We start from the raw sequence: 15,468 nt of genomic DNA, 5'->3' as shown, positions 1-15,468 counted from the left end.
TGTATTTTTTACGCCACTACTTCTGCGACAATCTCAATCTCCACCAACACATCCATCGGTAATTTAGAGATTTCAATCGTTGTGCGTGCAGGATATTCCGCACTAAAATACTCAGCATAGACTTCATTGAATGCCGTGAAATCCGCCATATTTTGTAAATAGCATGTCGTTTTGACTACATGAGCAAAATCACTACCAGCTTCTGTTAAAATCCCTTGAATATTTTTCAGTACTTGATTGGTTTGTTCTTTAATCGTTGTCCCAACCACCTTGCCTGTTTCAGGATCCAGTGGAATCTGACCAGAAGTAATCAATAAACCATTCACAATTTTTGCTTGTGAATATGGCCCAATTGCTTGTGGTGCTTGCTTTGTTTTAATTGTTTTCATTTCTTTTCCCCCAGTAAATGACAAGTTGTTACTTTTTGTTATTTTATTTGTTTCTATTTTTCCATTGTACTGCAACCAATTTCGGAATGCTATCTTTTCTCAATTATTCCCAAGTGCTGATGCTGTGCCATCCTTTTGTAAAACAGCTTCAAAACCTTGGCGCATCCTTTCAAGTCCCTCGTGTAGTTTTGCTTGCGAACAGCCAATATTTAACCGTAAAAATCGTTGTCCATTACCGCCATAAATCGAGCCGTCCATAATGGCGACTTTCCCCACAGAAACTAAAGCCTCTTGTAAGCGGGCCACATCTGGAACTGCCGCTGATACGTCCAACCACATTAAGTAAGTGGCTTCCAGCTCCGTCACTTTAATTTTTGGCAAATATGTCTGTAAAAAATCTTTCACGTAACGTTGGTTCTCCGCTAAATAATCATTCAACTCGTCAACCCAAGTACCACATTTTTGATAGGCCGTCATGGTTGCTAACATTCCCAAAATACTTGTTGATGATAAACCATCGGCGTTTTTTAATTTGAGCTGAAAAGCGTCACGCAATTCGTTATCTGGAATTAAGGTGTAAGCAAAAATCAGCCCTGGAAAATTAAAGGTTTTCGTGCCACTGGTAATAATGGCAGATTTTTTATAACCAAATTGCGTAATTGGTCGATGAACATGGCCTTTATTAACGATATCCATATGAATTTCATCAGAAAGTAAAAACACATCATACTGTTGGCACAATGAAACCATTCGCTCTAACTCCCATTGCTCCCAAACACGTCCTGTTGGATTATGCGGGGAACATAAAAGCAAACAGCGATTTTCTGGTTGCGCTAGTTTTTTTTCTAAATCAATAAAATCAATACTGTAGCGCTTCTCTTGATAAAGCAGTTCATTCGCCACTACTTGCCGCTTATTTTCCTGAATAACTTTAAAAAATGCATCATAGGCAGGTGTTTGTAAAATAATGCCCTCCCCTTCGTTAGTTAATAATTGAATCAAAGCAGAAATCCCGTAGATAACGGTCGGGGTATACATAATCCAGTGTTCTTCAATCTTCGTCTGGAATCTTGTCTGGTACCACGTTTGAATTGCTTCTTTTAATTGCGGATGATTCCACCTCGTATAGCCAAATACTGGATGTTTCAAACGCTCCTGTAATGTTGCCAGAACTGCCTCTGGCACAGCAAAATCCGTATCGGAAATAGTGAAGGGAAGCAAATCCGCTTCCCCAAATCGGTCTTCTACAAAATCCCACTGTGTACAATACGTTCCTCGTCGATCAATTGCTTTATCAAACGACACACTCTTCACCTTCTGTCTTTTTTCTAACCTAAAATCATCTCTAATTGATTACGGACCGTTGTCACTTTGGTTCCGATAATCACTTGCACGTTCTGCGCATCTAAATGCACGACACCTAAAGCCCCTAATTGCTTTAATTTGTCATCATCTACTTTATTAGCATCTGCTAACACTAAACGTAAACGCGTAATGCAATTATCAATAGCTTGAATATTCTCTTGCCCACCCAAAGCCGCTAAAATCCCAGGCGCATCATAGCCACCCGTTTTCTTATATTGAACTTCTTGATCGGTATATTCAGTCTCATCTAAGACCTTGTCTCGTCCAGGTGTTTTTAAATCAAAGGTTACAATGACTGTTTTAAAGACGAAATAATAAACAACAAACCAGATAGCGCCGACAATGAGAACCCACCACCATTTTGTATAAGTTCCTTGTAACAAGCCAAAAATAACAAAGTCCAGTAGCCCGCCATCAGTGTTCCCAATCACAACACCCAATAAAGCCATTACCATGAAACCTAGACCAGTCATAATGACATGAAACAGCCATAATAATGGACTAATAAATAAAAATAAAAATTCAATTGGTTCTGTAATTCCAGTGATAGCCGTTGCAATCACACCTGAAAGGAGTAAGCCTTTAATCTTATGTCGATTCGCCGGAGCTGCAGTATGATACATCGCAAGTGCCGCCGCTGGTAAGCCAAAAATAAAGGTCGGCATTTTCCCTTGTGACAAGAAAGCTGTTGCGCTTGGTGAAATCGGTAAATTATTTTGCAATTCTGCATAGAAAATATTTAACGCACCAAACACTTCTTTGCCAGCCACCACCGCTGAACCCCCTGCTTCAGTAAAACGAATCATGGAAACCAAAATATGATGCAACCCAAACGGTAACAGTAGACGTTCCCCTGACCCAAACAGAAAAGGCCCAAAAATACCAGAACGTTGGATAAGTTGGCCAATCGCCATAATCATTAGCGCGAAAAGTGGCCAAACTAACGGAATTACTAAGCCCACGAAGGCCATCACTAATGAAGTAATAATTGGTACAAACCGTGCGCCAGAAAAGAAGGCAAAACTATCTGGTAGTTGCACCGTATAAAATCGATTATGCAACTTATAGACAATAAGCCCAGCGATAATTCCACCAAGAACGCCCATTTCAATCGTTTGAATCCCAAAAACCATTCCTTGACCGGCTTCCCGCAACTGTTCAGGATCCACAAGGCGATTCGTCTGCACTAAATAGAAATTAATCGCTAAATTCATCACCGTATAGCCTACGAAACCTGAAAACGCAGCAATTCCTTTTTCTTTCCGAACTAACCCCAACGGAATGGCCATTGCAAACATGACAGGTAAATAGGCAAACGCAAAACCACCAATTGTCGACATAAATTGGAAAATAATTTTCACTGCGGGCTTTCCTAAAAACGGGATCGTTTCAATCATGGATTCACTGGAAAAAGAACTTCCTAATCCCAACAAAATCCCCATAAAAGCTAATAAAGCCACTGGCAACATAAACGTTTTGCCTAATCCTTGGAAAAACTCCCAGAAAGTCGCTTTCTTTTTCTTTACTGCCATTTCTTAACTCCTCCATTCATTCTTTACAAAACTAAAAATGATTGCGTTTACATTCATTGCCCTCATTATAACTAGCCCAAAACAAAGAAAAAAGAGGCTACACTCTTTCTGTATCCCCTTACATCATTTAGTATGGTGTTGCATAAAATTACCGCGGCTGCTTTGCCTCTGCGTACATTAATAAAACCGTATCGAACAAACAAATGACAGCAATTCTTGAACTTAAATCCACGCGCTGATGATAACGTGTCGTCCCTTTGGCAAATAACGTCGTCGTCGACAATTTTTCCAAGGTGCTTCCTTTAGTCGAAATCAAACTAATCATCGGCACTTGCTGTTCCTGCGCTACACGTGCATACGCTAAAATCCCTTTAGTTTCTCCTGTATAACTGACAAAAATGGCTAAATCCTGTCCATCCAGATTCTTAACTGCTGCCGCTTGTTCATCCCAATCAGATCGTGCATAGGCTTTTTTTCCTAAAAATGTTAGCTTTCGTGCAAAATCAGTACAAATAGGAAAACTGCCACCAACACCGAACACTTCAATCGTATTCGCACGCTCAATCATTTTAAGCATTTCCGCGACTTTGGCTTCATCCATTTGTTGAAAACTGTCTTGCACATTGGCGATCAACTGTTGCGTAATAGCTTGAAAACTACGACTATCGCTTTCTGTGCTCTCGCTCTGCACCGATTGGACGATCGCGTATTTTAATTCTTGGAAGCCTCGATAACCTAAGTGTTTTGCTGTCCGAGAAATAGTGGCTGTTGAGACAAACAACGCCTGCGCCACCTCATAAATGGTTTGTGAACTAATTTCCGTCATATGCGTCAAAATATAATCCAGTACTTGATTTTCAATTTTACTTAAATGATTTCGTTTCTTTTCTAACAAAGCGATTAATCCCTCAGTCGTCATCCAATCCCTCACTTTAAATCCTTTTTTATAATTATACACCAGAATATTCTGATTATTTCAATAAGAAAGTCCAAAATAACCAACAGCGGCTCCATCATTCGCCAGAGAAAAAAATCAGCCTTCCGATGGAGGTGCTTGTTGCGCGTTCTTGCTATACTCTGTATATAGAAAACAGGAAAAATTTGGAGGTAGTACGTATGAATAATCAACGACCAATGTTTATAAATATTCTTTTAGTGGTCCTTTTATTTTTAGTTGTCGGTTCACTCTTTAGTGCCGTTGTCGGTATCGTGGGAAGCTTATTGTGGCTAGCAGTAAAAATTTTAGTTCCCGTAGCGATTATCGTGTGGCTTGTTCGAACAATTTCGGGAAATAATGGCAACTGCCGCCGTCGTTATTAAAAAAAAAAACAGGTTTTCCTTTTCGGAAAACCTGTTTTTTTTACTTCTTTTATCTAAAAGCATATACAATATTACTAATACCAAACATCATAAAGTAGAAGCCAACTAAGAAGCTTAAAGTTAGTGCTGAAGACAATGGATTAAATAATAACATTACACCTAAGATAATCCCTAAAACGTCAACAATTAATGTGAACCAGAAGTAACCTGTGCTTACTCGTTTAGCAAAATCTAAAGTAAATAAGCCGAAAATTGAGTCGAATAAAAACCAAATTGCAAAAACAAATGGTAACACAGCGACACCAATATTTAAGTTAAACAATAAGTAAACACCAATTAGGATATCAATAATCCCTAAGATGATTGGTGCATAAGCTTTGTAGCCTAGCAATTCTTTCATACGATTACGTACAAAAATTTCGAAAATCCCTTTAATAATAGCAAAAATCGCAAAAACCATCACAATGGCAATTAAATTACCGGCAGGATTTTGGAAAGAAATTAATGCAGTCAGAACAAATAGAATTCCTAATACTAATGAACCCCAGTCCATTCCATGATGTTGTCGTTGTTCCATGACACTCACTCCTCTATAAAATAATTTATTACACTTATTATGTTACTACTATTTTACAAGGTGTCAAATATTTTCATCGTGCTTTCTGAAAACCATTTCAATGATAACTCCATTAAAAACAACGTATCACTTGATTGTCTCTTTTTTGGTGCACAATTGTGTCTTTTTTGTATAAATAAGTCCCTCGTTTTCCCACAAAAAAACCGCTACTTTTTCATCTAGTTTATAAAAAAGTAACAGTTATAAATTATTTTTTCTTTTTCCCAATCGAGAGAATCCCTCTTTTTATGACATCAAAGAAACTCAAAGATTGGACCATATGATCTGGGTCAACATATTCACGAATAGCTCGTAACACTCGCTTCGGCTCTTTTGAAGCAAACGTATACGTCCCATTTTTCTTGGTTTGAATCGCATAACGAGGAATCCATTTTCCTTTGAACATTACTGAAGCCAACACGTAATCGACTTCTTCCCACGGAATTTGGATAAACTTACGTGGATCTTTGGCATGGTAAAATTCAAACCCGCGGTCACCTATCATAATTTGTCCATAATCTGTTAATCCTGTAAATGCCGTCGCATCTATAACTAAATCAACTTTTGTGTTTAATGATTGTACCATGTTATCTGCTCCATTTCATTCGACTAATTCCTCTTTATTATACGTTTCTTTCCTGATCGAAACAAACAAAATTACATCTTTGTTTAAAAAAGCGGAAGAAAAGTTTCTCGACTTCTCTTCCGCTTTTTTTGATTAGAAGTAATGAACTTACTTCGTCATTCTTATAATAAGCCGATTAAGTGGCCGACAACGCCGACTACGAATAAACCAAGAATGATAACGATTGGGCTAACTTTTTTCTTCAATAACCACATACATAAGAATGTAAGTAGTAATGGTGCTAGACCTGGAATCAATTGATCTAAGTTATCTTGTAAAGTAGTAACTTTCGTTGGTGAAAGCGCCAAGCCTTGGTTCACTTGTTCAAAGGCTTTATGCATTCCTTCACCGCCAGCAGGAAGTTTATCCCACTCGATATAAGCACCTTTGTCTAACTTAACTTGTGAGACAATTGGTAAGAACTTAATCGATACCCAACGTTGAACTAATGCGGCCAGTACGAACATCCCTAAAATAGAAGCACCTTTTGTAATATCTTGTAGTAAACCACCTGAAAGGTCATCAGTAATTTTAGAACCTGCTTTGTAACCAAACTCTTGTGTATACCACATGAATGACCAACGAATTAAGTTCCAAGCAACGAAGAATAAGATTGGGCCTAAGATGTTACCACCCATTGCTAAGGAAGCACCTAAAGCGCCTAACATTGGACGAACAGTAAACCAGAAAACTGGGTCACCGACACCGGCTAAAGGACCCATCATCCCAACTTTAACCCCTTGAATCGCTACGTCATCAACTGGTGCGCCATTGGCACGTTCTTCTTCCAAAGCTAATGTTACACCAAGGATTGGTGAGGCAATGTATGGGTGTGTATTAAAGAATTCTAAGTGACGTTTTAACGCCGCTGAACGTTCTTCTTTCGTTTTATATAATTTTTTGATTGCTGGAATCATTGAGAATGCCCAGCCGCCGTTTTGCATACGTTCATAGTTCCAAGAACCTTGGATAAATGTTGAACGCCAAGCTACAGCTAAACGATCTTTTTTAGTTAATTGAATTTTTTCTGCCATTTTCTTTGCTCCTCCTTCAGAATTAGTAGTCGTTTAAAATATCGCCTAATGGGTCGCCAGAGTTGCCTCCGCCATTTGAGTTAGAAGAACCGCCCATTTTAGATAAGTTCAAGTAAATAAGAGCTAAAGCGACACCTAAAGCACCTAATGCGATTAATGTTAATTGAGAAATCGCTGCGACTACGAAACCGATAATGAAGAATGGCCATACTTCTTTTGTTGCCATCATGTTGATTACTAATGCATAACCTACGGCAACGACCATACCACCACCGATAGCCATACCATCAGTTAACCAAGCTGGCATTGATTCTAAGAAATTACGAACAGTGTCAGCAGGAATGAATAGTAACGCACCTGCTGGAATCGCAATACGAATACCTTGTAAACATACAGCGAAAATGTGTAACATTTCAACTTGTTTAATGTTGCCTTTTTCAGCAGCCGCGTCCATCATGTGAACGATTGGAACCGCAACTGTCCGAACGATCATTGTTAAGAACAAACCTGCAACCGCTAAAGGAACTGCGATGGCAATCGCTGAAGGAACACCTTTAACACCTTGGCCACCTAAAACTAAAATAATTGCTGAGGCAACAGATGCTAAAGCGGCATCCGGTGCAACGGCAGCCCCGATGTTCGCCCAACCTAACGCGATCATTTGTAAAGTACCACCTAAAACAATTCCGGCTTCTAAATTACCAGTAACTAATCCGATTAATGTACATGCTACTAACGGTTGGTGGAATTGGAACTCATCCAAAATCCCTTCCATACCAGCTAGAAAGGCAACGAGTAAAACTAAAATAATTGATATAACAGACATGATAAGCCTCCTATTTTGATTTGTATTTGGCGAGTTACGCGTTTGCTAACTCATTTTTTGCTTTTTTCAAAATTTCGTCCATATTCGCTTTTGAATCATTTGGCACTTTACGCACATCAAATTTGATGCCTTTGGCTTTTAATTCATCAAACGTATCAACGTCTTCTTGACCCATTGATAATACTTTGCTTACAACGACTTTTCCAACAGAGTGAGCCATTGAACCAACGTTTACTTCTGGGATTTCTACGCCGCCTTCAACCACTTTTAAGACGTCTTCAGGATTTTCAAATAATAATAATGCTTTTGTATTGCCAAAACGTGGATCTTTCGCTACTTCAATCATTTTACTGATTGGAATAACATTGGCTTTTACTCCTGGAGGAGCTGCTTGTTCGATTAATTTCTTACGTAAGTCATCTTTTGCAACGGCATCAGAAACAACAATAATTCTGTTTGGTTGTGTTGCTTTTGTCCAAGCTGTTGCTACTTGACCATGTAATAAACGTGAATCAATACGTGCTAGCACAAATTTAATTTTGCCATCGCCAACAACTGTACCTGGTGGTAACGAACCTTTTGGCTGTGCATCTTCTGTCGCAGCAGCTTTTGGTGCTTCTGCTGGTTGTAACTCTTCTGGTTTAACTTTGACACCATCTTTTGCTGTTTCAAGAATGTGTGTCGCAATTTCTTGTGCTGATTCCATAGAGAAACGAGAAGCATATGCTTCAATAACCATTGGTAAGTTCATACCTGCAACGATTGCCCATTTGTCTTTATGATCTTCTAACAATGAGTTCGCTTGGTTAAATGGTGTTCCTCCCCATAGGTCAACTAAAAATAGTACTTCGTCTTGATTGTCAAACGATGCAATGGCTTCTTGCATTTTTGCTTTTACATCATCGGGACCTTCGCTAGGCATTAACGTAACTGCTTTTACATTTTCTTGTTCGCCAAAGATCATTGCACCAGATTGCAAGATCCCTTCAGCAAATTCACCGTGACTTGCTAGGATAATTCCTACCATTTTTATACCTCCTGTATAATTGATGTTTTTTTTCATGGTTGTACTGCTAAACGCTTTCACTTTTTGAAAAAAATCAGATAAATCAGATTCTGACAAAAATAAATGAAAAAATTTCAATAGTTCTTGATTTTTTTCAACATCAGCACTTGCCTTTATCAATACAGTTCATGAAGCAATGATGTTGGTCCTAGGCCACCACATCCTTTCAATGTCTTTCGTCTGTAAAAATGAACGTCAGCTGGCGTTATTTTCTTTGCTACGCTCTTTTTTCAGTAAATCCATCAAATTCACTTGGCTGTCTGCTGCGACTTTTCGAATTTCCAATTCAATACCTTGTTCATTTAAAAACAGAAATGCTTTTAAATCGTTGGCATCCACTGCGACTGCATTCGTAATCATTCGCTTGCCTGTACTGAAACTCATTCCGCCAATATTCACAGAAGTTAGTTGTACACCGCCTTCGACCACTCGTTTCACGTCCAAAGGATTAGTGAATAACAACATGGCTCGAAACGAATCAAAACGAGGATCAGGGTAAACATCAATCATTTTTTGAACAGTGATGACATTTACTTTGACACCAGGTGGAGCAGCTTGAACCAACAAGGCTTTTCTCAAATTGTCATGAGCAACGGAATCACTAACCACTAAAATGCGATTAATGTTCGTCAATTTTGCCCAAACAGTTGCTACTTGGCCATGAATTAATCGATCATCAATTCGAGCTAAACGAATATCCATTACCATCGGGAATGCTCCTTTAAATTCATTTTTAAAGGTTAGGACCTTTGTCTTTTTACCTAAAAATTTTAGGTAAAAAGGGACACCTTATTATAAGCAAGTTTCGTGCCAATTTTAGTGTATCGGTTCGAAACCTAGAAAATTATAGGTTTTTTTAAGAAAATAAAAAAAACGATACACTAATAAATAGTGTATCGTTTTTTCTGTATTAATCTAGTGTATCAATTTCGGTGATTTTATCTTCGATACACTGAGCATTTTTGACTAACTGTGCGATAAAATAAACTTCTTCTGCTGGAACATCCATATTAAGAGCTTCTTCCATAGTCTCAATTGAGGCCACAATCACTGGATAAATTGGCTCTTGAACCAATCGACCAAGTTCTTTTTCTGAAACCGTCAGTGTATCATTCCGTAAAATACGCTCCAACATGCCCGATGTGTGCATAATCAAATTGATGTAAAATGTGTACTCTTCTGGCATCGCTAATTGGGTTTGGATATTTTTAGCGAATGACCACAACAGATCAATGATTTTTTTTCCATTAATGAAAGTGAAACTTTGCTCCATATATTTTAGACAAATTTCTTTTGCTGCCGCTTCGTCCAACGGCTTATTCATTACTTCTTCTTTCCGCTCTGCTAGTAATTGCTGAATAATTTTTTCTGCTTCACCGGAAAAGAAATTTTCCATGGAAATATAAGGAACACCAATTTTGGGATTGGTAATCCCAGTTGTCGCAATAATTTCATAGTCTTCTTGAATTTTAGGCAAGACTTCTTTCATATTTACAATGGACAAAGGAATCACTTCTAAATGCCAGTCTATTTGTGGCAAGACAGCTTCCTCAATAAGCTCTTTCATTCGGCGCGCAGTTCCTTCTCCAGAAGCGCAGATAGCAATAATTGCTCTTGTTTTCCAATTTTCAATGATTTGTTTCGTTTCACTTTGGCGAATATCGGCATAGCCATGAAAGTTTTTTAAAGACTCGTGAAGTGTTTCCAATTGCGTATCAATTAATGCGGTTTTGCGGGCCGCTTCAAGCACAATTGGCGTGGTCACCATGTCTACTGTCCGCACATCAATGCCTGTCTGGCGTACAATTTCTTCTGAAAACGTACTTAATGAACCCATATCCACTAATAATAGTACGCCATTTTCTTCATTCACTTCACCAACTGCTTCAACGATTTTACGCAAAGCTTCTTTCGGTGGCATATCTAAAGGCATATCCACAGCCTTCAAATTATCAACATTTAACAATTGAGAAACCACTTGTACCATACTGCTAGCGGTACTATTTCCGTGCGCAGCCACGACAATGCCAATCCGGCCAGCCTCAGGATTTTCTCTTAAAGAAATGAGCAAAACAGCTAAATAGTAACTTTCAGATTCAGGAATCTCCATCTGATAACTACTTTCAATAATATTTTTAATTTCTTTTGCTGTTTCAAACTCTGTTGGATAATCTAAAACCATATTTCGAATACTTTCATTTAAAGGATGCTTAGGATCTTTGCCTAATTGGATGCGTTTCAAGAAAGAACTAATGTGTAAACTCATTGCATAAATAAAGTTGGGTTGAAACGAATACGATAACCGCTTCGCTGCAAAATTATAAATTTTCTTAGTGACATCAATAATTCGTTGGTCCACAATTTCAGCCAATTTATTTTCTGTATCAAAGGTGAATCCATAATCTTTGTAGAAAGATTTTAAATGAACATTGATATCCGTTGTAATAAAATTATTAATTAGTTCTTGGTCCAAGCCGTCTGCTTTTAAGAGAGCCGCTTTATCTCCAATAATCTCATATAGATTGTAAGGCAATTCATAGGCATCTGACTGAATAGCTACTAAAGATTCATTTGGTGATACCACTAATTGCGGTTCCAGATATTTCGATAACTCCGACAATACTTCTCGATTACTGGCAAGTTGCATAATGCCTTCTTTAATATTGTCCGTTAATTCGTCCATCGTAATCATTAATTCCTCTTGTTCCATCTGATTAAGGAACCCTCGCGCAGTCACAAGTTGCACATTCGATTTTAGCTGACCGACATTTCCATAAGAAACACTTCCGATTAACGCTTTGACCACATCTTCTGACAAAGAGATTCGCCGTTGAATCCGCGCTGCTTCCATTGAAACCATCACTTTTAGGAGGTCAATTTTTTCTTTCGCAGGACGGTCACTAAAGTTCGGTAATTGAATGATAATCGGAATGCGTCGCACAAAAGTATTCAATAAAGAAGAAGTAGGATTCTCCGTCGTAGCACAAATAATCCGAACATCCGCATGATGTGATTTCACTGTTTCACCTAAACGCGCGTACACACCGTGATCCATAAAATAAAAAATCATTTCTTGTCCTTCGGGTGGTAACCGATGTACTTCATCTAAAAACAGAATGCTGCCATCTGCTTCATCAATAATCCCTTCTTTCGCTTTCGTAGCGCCTGTGAAGGCCCCTTCTACATACCCAAATAAATGCGACATCAAAAGTTCTGGATTATGCGCATAGTCTGCACAGTTAAACACCACAAACTCTTTTTCTTTGGCCACAATTTGGTTCAGCTTCGCAAATTGAAACATGGCATGAGCAAAATAAGTTTTCCCAGAACCTGTTGGTCCAGTAATTAAACAATTCAAGCCTTTGGGCGGATATAAAATCGCTGCTTTGGCTTGTTCAACCGGCGTTTTCATGCTTCCAGCTGAACCGATAATTTTTTTGAAAATATCTTCAACTTCTGGGGTTTTGCTGGTCGTGACTACTGGTTCAACCAATGGTTCGATAAAAGTTTTTGTGGAGTGATCCATTGATTTTTCCCGATAACTTTTAACTGGCTTGGTTAATGGTCGATGCTGAAACGCCACCTGCGCGACATATTTTACTGGTCGACCAGACAATTTTTTCAAGCGCCCTTCACGAACCAGTTGATTCAAATCTTTACTAGCATTGGTCCGCTGAATGTTTAAACGTTCTGAAATTTCTTGTGTCGTGACTCCCGCATCACTTGTTAAGGTCATTGGCGTTAAATTCTTCGTTTGCTCTTTAACATATTGATAGATTTTTTCAATCCGCTTCATTTTTGATGGCTCCTTTAATCGATACACTAATTAATTTACATGATACAGTGTATCATTAAAAAAATACACTAAAAACCCTTTCATGAAAAAAAATTCTGTTTCACATGAAACATTTTAAAAAAACGCCTTTTTTTCTATAAAAAACCCACCTTTTTATTCGTTTCTGTAAAAAGATTGAAACTCCTTGAAAAAAGGTTCTGTAGCCGATATAATGCAGAGAGGTTCAAGAATATATTAAAAGCGAGGAAAACAATTGATTACTGTTAATGATGTAAGTTTACAATTTCCAGATCGTAAACTTTTTGAAGAAGTGAATATTAAATTTACTCCTGGCAACTGTTACGGCTTAATCGGCGCAAACGGTGCAGGAAAATCAACGTTTCTTAAAATTTTATCAGGTGAGATTCAACCGACAACTGGCGTGGTTTCAATGGGTCCTAATGAGCGACTTGCAACGCTGAAACAAAATCACTTTGACTACGAAGACTACACTGTTTTAGAAACTGTAATTATGGGACATAAACGTCTTTACGAAGTAATGAAAGAAAAAGATGCTATCTATACGAAAGAAGATTTTTCAGATGAAGATGGGATTCGTGCCGCAGAACTAGAAGGCGAATTTGCTGAACTTGACGGTTGGGAAGCAGAACCTGAAGCAGCTGTTTTACTCCAAGGGCTAAACATTCCAGAAGAATTACATGATCAAAAAATGAGCGAATTAACAGCTGGTCAAAAAGTCAAAGTATTATTAGCTCAATCTCTTTTTGGTAAACCAGATGTCTTACTATTAGACGAGCCGACAAATGGTTTAGACACCCGCTCAATCAATTGGTTAGAAGAATTTTTAATCAACTTTGAAAATACCGTTATCGTGGTTTCCCATGACCGTCATTTCCTAAACAAAGTCTGCACTCACATGGCAGATTTAGACTTTAGTAAAATCAAACTTTACGTTGGTAACTATGATTTCTGGTTGGAATCAAGCCAACTAGCGACAAAATTGCAAGCACAATCTAATGCCAAAAAAGAAGAACAAATCAAAGAATTACAAGACTTTATCGCTCGTTTTAGCGCCAATGCCTCAAAATCAAAACAAGCAACGTCTCGTAAAAAAATGTTAGATAAAATTACCTTAGATGACATTCAACCTTCCTCTCGTCGTTATCCATTCGTTGGTTTTACACCAGAACGTGAAATCGGCAATGACTTATTACAAGTTGAAAATGTCTCTGTAACGATTGATGGCAAAAAAATCTTAGATAATATCTCGTTCAACTTAACAAAAGATGATAAAGTGGCATTCATCGCTGACTCAGATATTACAACGACTACGTTATTCAAAGTGATTATGGGCGAAATTACTCCCGATACAGGTTCTGTTCGTTGGGGCGTTACAACTAGCCAAGCTTATTTACCAAAAGACAACAGCAAAGACTTTGAAGAGCCATTAACCATTTTAGATTGGTTACGTCAATTTGCTGGTAAAGAAGAAGATGACAATACGTTCTTACGTAGTTTCTTAGGTCGGATGTTATTCTCTGGTGAAGAGGTACTAAAACCAGTCAATGTTCTTTCCGGAGGCGAAAAAGTGCGTGTCATGCTTTCAAAATTAATGCTTTCCAAAGCCAATGTCTTAGTCTTAGATGATCCAACGAATCACTTAGACTTAGAATCAATCACTGCATTAAATGATGGGTTGATGGCTTTCACTGGTTCAATTCTTTTTGCTTCACATGACCACCAATTTATCCAAACATTAGCGAACCGAATTATTGCTGTTTCTGATAAAGGGGTCATTGATCGGGCAGAAACAACCTATGATGAATTCTTGGAAAACCCAGAAATTCAAAAACAAATGGACGTTTTATTCAGTTCAGATTATTAAAAAAATAGAGAAGTCATTAAAAAATGACTTCTCTATTTTTTATTTTCTTTTTTCACCAAAAGAAAACACAGCAATACAACCTATTCCGGTATGACTAGTAATGGTGGGGCCTAGAGGATAAATCAGTATCTCATTAACCTCTATTTCTTTTTCAATTAATTCTTTGACTTTTTCCGCGTCATCTTTCGTTCCCGCATATGCAATCAACAGTGTTTGTTTCATTGGCTCTACAATGCCTTGAATCGTTTCTTGCGCAATCTTTTGCAAGGACTTGTTTCGTCCACGAGTTTTACCAACGGATGCTAGTTTGCCTGCCGCATCCACGCGAATAATTGGTTTAATGTTCATTAAGCCACCAAGTGCTGCCGCTGTTTTAGAAATCCGTCCGCCACGTTCTAAATGTTTTAAATCATCTACCGTTACCCACGAGTGAAGTTTCATTTTTTGCTCTTCAAGATAGGCAACAACTTCTCCTAATGAATGACCATCTGTTTGTAATCGAATGGCTTCTCGGACTAACATCCCTTGACCTAAGCTAGCTGCTTTTGTATCAATAATATGAATTTCTACATTATCGTACTCTTCTTTTAACATCTCTACTGATTGCAACGCACTTTGATAAGAGCCACTTAACCCAGATGAAAAAGCTAAATAAATCACCGGTAACCCTTGCTCCACAAAAGGACGGAAAAATTCATTGTAGCGTCCCACATTAACTTGAGAGGTAGTGGGCATACTTCCATTTTTAATAGCCGTTAAGAAGTTCTGATAATCAAACGTTTCACCTAAATCATCGCGATATTCTTTCCCGTCAATTTGAATATTCATGCTAATAAAAGATACTTGGTTTTCTTTTAAGTATGTATACGGCAAGTCACAACAAGAATCTGTCACTAATTGATAATTCACGGACAATTGCCCCCTTCATGTTTTCTTTTATTTTACCATAGTTTTTCATTTTTATATAAAATTAAAAAAGAACGTAAAGGCTGAACTGGCATAAGCCATCCTTTA

Annotated in this window: 14 protein-coding genes; 2 read left to right on the top strand and 12 right to left on the bottom strand. The window is 38.0% G+C overall.

What is annotated here, in order from left to right; all coding sequences use genetic code 11:
* Positions 1-8: 8 nt before the first annotated feature.
* The 4 genes from IGK54_RS00135 to IGK54_RS00120 form a co-directional block, all read right to left on the bottom strand.
* Positions 9-389 (bottom strand): RidA family protein, encoded by a 381-nt coding sequence (locus tag IGK54_RS00135; protein ID WP_086317559.1) that lies wholly within the window; start codon positions 387-389, stop codon positions 9-11.
* Positions 390-488: 99 nt separating this feature from the next.
* Positions 489-1,703, bottom strand: coding sequence for a MalY/PatB family protein (locus IGK54_RS00130; RefSeq protein ID WP_002395262.1), 1,215 nt, complete (start codon positions 1,701-1,703; stop codon positions 489-491).
* Positions 1,704-1,717: 14 nt separating this feature from the next.
* Positions 1,718-3,286 (bottom strand): maltose/glucose-specific PTS transporter subunit IIBC, encoded by a 1,569-nt coding sequence (malX, locus tag IGK54_RS00125; protein WP_002378674.1) that lies wholly within the window; start codon positions 3,284-3,286, stop codon positions 1,718-1,720.
* A 148-nt stretch (positions 3,287-3,434) separates the two neighbouring features.
* Positions 3,435-4,205 (bottom strand): MurR/RpiR family transcriptional regulator, encoded by a 771-nt coding sequence (locus tag IGK54_RS00120; protein WP_010773878.1) that lies wholly within the window; start codon positions 4,203-4,205, stop codon positions 3,435-3,437.
* Positions 4,206-4,402: 197 nt separating this feature from the next.
* Here IGK54_RS00120 and IGK54_RS00115 point away from each other — a divergent pair, with 197 nt between their 5' ends.
* A complete protein-coding gene (locus IGK54_RS00115; protein WP_002381332.1) occupies positions 4,403-4,606 on the top strand; it encodes a hypothetical protein in 204 nt (67 codons plus the stop codon).
* Positions 4,607-4,655: 49 nt separating this feature from the next.
* Here IGK54_RS00115 and IGK54_RS00110 read toward each other — a convergent pair whose 3' ends face one another.
* The 7 genes from IGK54_RS00110 to IGK54_RS00080 form a co-directional block, all read right to left on the bottom strand.
* Positions 4,656-5,183 (bottom strand): HdeD family acid-resistance protein, encoded by a 528-nt coding sequence (locus IGK54_RS00110; protein WP_002356034.1) that lies wholly within the window; start codon positions 5,181-5,183, stop codon positions 4,656-4,658.
* A 247-nt stretch (positions 5,184-5,430) separates the two neighbouring features.
* Positions 5,431-5,808, bottom strand: coding sequence for a DUF956 family protein (locus IGK54_RS00105; RefSeq protein WP_002356033.1), 378 nt, complete (start codon positions 5,806-5,808; stop codon positions 5,431-5,433).
* Between the two features lie 161 nt (positions 5,809-5,969).
* Entirely contained in the window at positions 5,970-6,881 is a 912-nt protein-coding gene (locus IGK54_RS00100; protein ID WP_002356032.1) for a PTS system mannose/fructose/sorbose family transporter subunit IID, read from the bottom strand.
* A 22-nt stretch (positions 6,882-6,903) separates the two neighbouring features.
* Entirely contained in the window at positions 6,904-7,707 is an 804-nt protein-coding gene (locus IGK54_RS00095) for a PTS mannose/fructose/sorbose transporter subunit IIC (protein WP_002356031.1), read from the bottom strand.
* 34 nt (positions 7,708-7,741) lie between these two features.
* Complete coding sequence (locus tag IGK54_RS00090) at positions 7,742-8,734, bottom strand: mannose/fructose/sorbose PTS transporter subunit IIA (protein WP_002356030.1); 993 nt, start codon at positions 8,732-8,734, stop codon at positions 7,742-7,744.
* Positions 8,735-8,968: 234 nt separating this feature from the next.
* Entirely contained in the window at positions 8,969-9,481 is a 513-nt protein-coding gene (locus IGK54_RS00085) for a mannose/fructose/sorbose PTS transporter subunit IIB (RefSeq protein ID WP_002385473.1), read from the bottom strand.
* A 202-nt stretch (positions 9,482-9,683) separates the two neighbouring features.
* Positions 9,684-12,569, bottom strand: a complete 2,886-nt coding sequence (locus IGK54_RS00080; protein WP_002356028.1) for a sigma 54-interacting transcriptional regulator — start codon at positions 12,567-12,569, stop codon at positions 9,684-9,686.
* A 253-nt stretch (positions 12,570-12,822) separates the two neighbouring features.
* On the opposite strand from IGK54_RS00080, the gene IGK54_RS00075 reads away from it, so the two are divergent.
* Entirely contained in the window at positions 12,823-14,454 is a 1,632-nt protein-coding gene (locus tag IGK54_RS00075) for an ABC-F family ATP-binding cassette domain-containing protein (protein ID WP_142957504.1), read from the top strand.
* A 39-nt stretch (positions 14,455-14,493) separates the two neighbouring features.
* Here the strand turns inward: IGK54_RS00075 and IGK54_RS00070 are convergent, their stop codons facing one another.
* Positions 14,494-15,363 carry a DegV family protein gene (locus IGK54_RS00070; protein ID WP_002376295.1) on the bottom strand — a complete coding sequence of 290 codons (870 nt, stop codon included), beginning with the start codon at positions 15,361-15,363 and terminating at the stop codon, positions 14,494-14,496.
* Between the last annotated feature and the right edge of the window lie 105 nt (positions 15,364-15,468).

The organism is Enterococcus sp. DIV2384, assembly GCF_050534975.1.
Lineage (GTDB): Bacteria > Bacillota > Bacilli > Lactobacillales > Enterococcaceae > Enterococcus > Enterococcus faecalis.
This window is presented reverse-complemented; position numbering and strand designations above follow the sequence as displayed.

Bases quoted from the DNA above. Each gene is read 5' to 3' on its own strand.
- IGK54_RS00085 (WP_002385473.1), bottom strand. From the start codon at position 9,481: ATGGTAATGGATATTCGTTTAGCTCGAATTGATGATCGATTAATTCAT.
- IGK54_RS00120 (WP_010773878.1), bottom strand. From the start codon at position 4,205: ATGACGACTGAGGGATTAATCGCTTTGTTAGAAAAGAAACGAAATCAT.
- IGK54_RS00100 (WP_002356032.1), bottom strand. From the start codon at position 6,881: ATGGCAGAAAAAATTCAATTAACTAAAAAAGATCGTTTAGCTGTAGCT.
- IGK54_RS00080 (WP_002356028.1), bottom strand. From the start codon at position 12,569: ATGAAGCGGATTGAAAAAATCTATCAATATGTTAAAGAGCAAACGAAG.
- IGK54_RS00110 (WP_002356034.1), bottom strand. From the start codon at position 5,183: ATGGAACAACGACAACATCATGGAATGGACTGGGGTTCATTAGTATTA.
- IGK54_RS00105 (WP_002356033.1), bottom strand. From the start codon at position 5,808: ATGGTACAATCATTAAACACAAAAGTTGATTTAGTTATAGATGCGACG.
- IGK54_RS00095 (WP_002356031.1), bottom strand. From the start codon at position 7,707: ATGTCTGTTATATCAATTATTTTAGTTTTACTCGTTGCCTTTCTAGCT.
- IGK54_RS00115 (WP_002381332.1), top strand. From the start codon at position 4,403: ATGAATAATCAACGACCAATGTTTATAAATATTCTTTTAGTGGTCCTT.
- IGK54_RS00090 (WP_002356030.1), bottom strand. From the start codon at position 8,734: ATGGTAGGAATTATCCTAGCAAGTCACGGTGAATTTGCTGAAGGGATC.
- IGK54_RS00135 (WP_086317559.1), bottom strand. From the start codon at position 389: ATGAAAACAATTAAAACAAAGCAAGCACCACAAGCAATTGGGCCATAT.
- malX (WP_002378674.1), bottom strand. From the start codon at position 3,286: ATGGCAGTAAAGAAAAAGAAAGCGACTTTCTGGGAGTTTTTCCAAGGA.